Source organism: Pseudomonas sp. (assembly GCF_030696055.1).
In the GTDB taxonomy this organism is placed as follows: domain Bacteria; phylum Pseudomonadota; class Gammaproteobacteria; order Pseudomonadales; family Pseudomonadaceae; genus Aquipseudomonas.
The window spans coordinates 1-3,792 of the sequence record NZ_JAUYNP010000206.1 but is presented as its reverse complement, the minus strand read 5'-3'; the positions used below and the strand labels follow the sequence as shown (position 1 = coordinate 3,792).

The 3,792-nt window shown below is 61.1% G+C and carries 4 protein-coding genes; 3 read left to right on the top strand and 1 reads right to left on the bottom strand.

Annotated elements, in window-relative coordinates; translation table 11 throughout:
* Nucleotides 1–226 precede the first annotated feature (226 nt).
* The gene (locus Q8Q83_RS11895; RefSeq protein WP_305623969.1) at nt 227–727 is read left to right on the top strand and encodes a universal stress protein; all 501 of its coding nucleotides are present in this window, start codon (nt 227–229) and stop codon (nt 725–727) included.
* 114 nt (nt 728–841) lie between these two features.
* The gene (gene cysB / locus Q8Q83_RS11890) at nt 842–1,816 is read left to right on the top strand and encodes an HTH-type transcriptional regulator CysB (RefSeq protein ID WP_305623967.1); all 975 of its coding nucleotides are present in this window, start codon (nt 842–844) and stop codon (nt 1,814–1,816) included.
* A gap of 75 nt (nt 1,817–1,891) precedes the next feature.
* On the opposite strand, the gene Q8Q83_RS11885 is transcribed toward cysB, so the two are convergent.
* Entirely contained in the window at nt 1,892–2,653 is a 762-nt protein-coding gene (locus Q8Q83_RS11885; protein WP_305623965.1) for an SDR family oxidoreductase, read from the bottom strand.
* Between the two features lie 224 nt (nt 2,654–2,877).
* Between Q8Q83_RS11885 and Q8Q83_RS11880 the strand changes: the two genes are divergently transcribed.
* A partial coding sequence (locus Q8Q83_RS11880) for an NADP-dependent oxidoreductase (protein WP_305623963.1) occupies nt 2,878–3,792 on the top strand: 915 nt, incomplete at its 3' end.

The window sequence follows — 3,792 nt, the reverse complement described above, 5'->3', positions numbered from 1 at the left end:
TTTTTGCCTTGTCTCGCTCTAGCTCGCGAGATCGTAAACAGGTTCTAACAGGGCGTTTTAAAAGCCTCTTTCTTGGCTAAAAGAGCAGCAATCCAGGCAGCTCGCTAAACCCTGAACGGCTACCTGCATATAACCATTCGTCCTCAAGGGCTGCAGTTTCTTGGACTTATCAGGAGCGCTGCTAAGCTCAAATCAGGTCCGCCAGTCAGGCAGTCAAGGAGGCCGGATGATCCGCTCGATTCTCTATGCAACTGATCTGGGACTTTACGCACCCTATGTGCTGCAGCATGCCCTGGCGCTGACCCGCGCCTTCAATGCCAACCTCTATGTAGTGCATGCCGTGGAACCCTTGGGGCTGTTTGCCGAGTCGGTGCTGCAAACCTATCTGGATGAGGAAAGGCTCAAGGAGCTGCGCAAGAATGGCCTGAGTACGGTGATGGCGAGTATCGAGCAGCGGGTGCTGGAGGGTTTTCGCGATGAAGTGGGCGAGGCCTGCCAGGACCTCGATCTGATCAAGGCGGTGCGCGTGGTGCAGGGCGACCCGCCCCTGGTGATTCTCGATCAGGCTCAGCAACTCGGCGTGGACTTGCTGGTGCTGGGCAGCCACAGCCATGGCACCGACATGGATATCCCCCTCGGCCGAACTGCCTCGCGCCTGGTGCAGCTCTCCGAAGCGCCGGTGTATCTGGTGCCTATGCTGCAACACCGCAGCCGCGGCGAGCTCTGAAGATAAAAACAGCACACTTTAAAATTTGGTCTAGATTTAATGCTTCAACCATTAATATGGTTATATAAAAACGCCGGTAACCTGAACGGCCGCCTATCTGCTTGAGGGATCCCTATGAAGCTTCAACAACTGCGCTATATCTGGGAAGTCGCGCATCACGACCTCAACGTCTCCGCCACAGCGCAAAGCCTCTACACCTCGCAGCCGGGCATCAGCAAACAGATCCGCTTGCTGGAAGACGAACTGGGCGTCGAAGTCTTCGCCCGCAGTGGCAAACACCTGACCCGGGTCACCCCGGCCGGTGAGCGAATCATCACCACCGCCGGAGAAATCCTGCGCAAGGTCGAAAGCATCAAGCAGATCGCCCAGGAATTCTCCAACGAGAAGAAAGGCACCCTGTCGATCGCCACCACCCACACCCAGGCGCGCTATGCCCTGCCCCCGGTGATCAGCGGATTTATCAAGCAGTACCCGGATGTCGCCCTGCATATGCACCAGGGCACGCCGATGCAGATCGCCGAAATGGCCGCCGACGGCACCGTGGACTTCGCCATCGCCACCGAAGGCCTGGAGCTGTTCAACGACCTGATCATGATGCCCTGCTACCGCTGGAACCGCTGCGTGGTGGTACCCCAGGGCCACCCGCTGACCAAGCTGCCGAAGCTGACCCTGGAAGCCTTGGCCGAATACTCCATCGTCACCTATGTGTTCGGCTTTACCGGCCGTTCCAAGCTGGATGAAGCCTTCAGCCACCGCGGCCTGACGCCCAAGGTGGTGTTCACCGCCGCCGATGCCGACGTGATCAAGACCTATGTGCGCCTGGGTCTGGGCGTGGGCATAGTGGCGAAGATGGCGGTCGACGCCAAACTCGACCCGGACCTGGTGGTGCTGGATGCCGGCGAGCTGTTCGAAGCCAGCGTGACCAAGATCGGCTTCCGCCGCGGCACCTTCCTGCGCGGTTTTATGTGCGACTTTATCGAGAAATTCGCCCCACACCTGACCCGCGACGTACTAGCCAAGGCCGTGCAGTGCCACACCAAGGCCGAGTTGGAAGAGCTGTTCGCCGGCGTCGAACTGCCCATTCACTAAACCCAAACCGCAGACAAACAAAAGGGCAGCTATTTAGCTGCCCTTTGTCGTTACGCGTGCATCCGCCAGCGGCTATCAGATCGCCGTCGCGCCGCCGTCCACCGCTAGCGCATGGCCGGTGGTAAAGGCCGCGTTATCGCAGCACAGGTAGAGCACGGCGGTGGCGATTTCCTCGACCTTGCCGATGCGCCCGACCGGGTGCATGGCGGCGGCGAATTCGCCCTTCTTCGGATCAGACTCGTAGGCGCGGCGGAACATATCGGTGTCGATCACCGCCGGGCACACCGCGTTGACGCGGATTTTCTTCTTCGCATATTCCACCGCGGCCGACTTGGTCAGGCCGATCACCGCGTGCTTGGAGGCGGCGTAGATGCTCATCTTCGGCGCGGCACCGAGGCCGGCGACCGAAGCGGTGTTGACGATAGCGCCGCCGCCTTGGGCCAGCAGCAGTGGGATCTGGTGCTTCATGCACAGCCACACGCCTTTGACGTTGACGCCCATGATGGCGTCGAACTCGGACTCGCTGCCATCGGCCAGCTTGCCCTTCTCGATCTCGATACCGGCGTTGTTGAACGCGTAATCCAGGCGGCCGTAGGCGGCCACAGTGGCGTCCATCAGCGCCTTGACCTCGGCATCGCGAGTCACGTCGCAGCGCACGAACAGCGCCTCGCCGCCGGCTTCGCGAATCAGCGCGGCAGTGCCTTCACCGCCCGCCACGTCGACATCGGAAACCACCACCTGCAAGCCTGCGTTGGCGAACGCCAGTGCAGTTGCACGACCAATACCAGCAGCACCACCGGTGACCAGGGCAACCCGGCCGGAAAAGCTAAAGCTCATCTGCGTGTCCTCGCAATAATTGAAAACTGCCCAGAGTCTAGTCAGCTGCCTGGGGATACGGCAGCACTATCAAAATAGAGGTGAAAGCTTCATCCAAATTAATGATTAACACCTGGGGACGGCTATCACTCCAATGGATCATCCCCCATTCGGCCGCCGGGCAAATCTTGCCCATTGGCCAAGCAGGGGCTATCACCAGTCTTTCCCTCCACTGAGTGCCTGCCATGAATGCCCCGCTTAACCGCCAGTTCCTCCTCGCGCAACGCCCTGTAGGCCTGCCCAGCCGCGACACCTTCAGCTATGTGGAAAACGCCGTCGGCGAACCCGGCCCCGGGCAGATTCTGGTGAAGAACGCCTACCTGTCCCTCGACCCGGCCATGCGCGGCTGGATGAACGACGCCAAGTCCTATATCCCGCCGGTCGGCATTGGCGAGGTGATGCGCGCCCTCGGCGTCGGCCAGGTGATTGCCTCGCAGAACCCCAACTTCGCCGTCGGCGACACTGTGAACGGCGCGCTGGGCGTGCAGGACTACTTCCTCGGCGAACCCAAGGGCTTCTATAAGGTCGACCCCAGCCGTGCGCCGCTGCCGCTGTATCTGTCGGCCCTGGGCATGACCGGGATGACCGCCTATTTCGCCCTGCTCGACGTCGGCGCGCCCAAGGCCGGGGAAACCGTGGTGATCTCCGGCGCCGCCGGCGCGGTCGGCAGCATTGCCGGGCAAATCGCCAAGCTCAAAGGTTGCCGGGTGGTCGGCATCGCCGGCGGCGCGGACAAGTGCAAGCTGCTGATCGACGAGCTGGGCTTCGATGGCGCCATCGACTACAAGAACGAAGACCTGCACGCCGCGCTGAAACGCGAGTGCCCGAAAGGCGTGGACGTATATTTCGATAACGTCGGCGGCGATATCCTCGACGCCGTGCTGACTCGCATCAACTTCAAGGCGCGGGTGGTGATCTGCGGCGCCATCAGCCAGTACAACAACAAGGAAGCGGTGAAGGGCCCGTCCAACTATCTGTCGCTGCTGGTCAACCGCGCACGGATGGAGGGCATGGTGGTCACCGACTACGTTTCGCGCTACCCCGAAGCGATGCGCGACATGGCCGAGTGGCTGGCCAGCGGCAAGCTCAAGAGCAAGGAG

What these genes read in the sequence shown, in the direction of transcription:
- Q8Q83_RS11895 (WP_305623969.1), top strand. Translation starts at nt 227, where the DNA reads ATGATCCGCTCGATTCTCTATGCAACTGATCTGGGACTTTACGCACCC.
- cysB (WP_305623967.1), top strand. Translation starts at nt 842, where the DNA reads ATGAAGCTTCAACAACTGCGCTATATCTGGGAAGTCGCGCATCACGAC.
- Q8Q83_RS11885 (WP_305623965.1), bottom strand. Translation starts at nt 2,653, where the DNA reads ATGAGCTTTAGCTTTTCCGGCCGGGTTGCCCTGGTCACCGGTGGTGCT.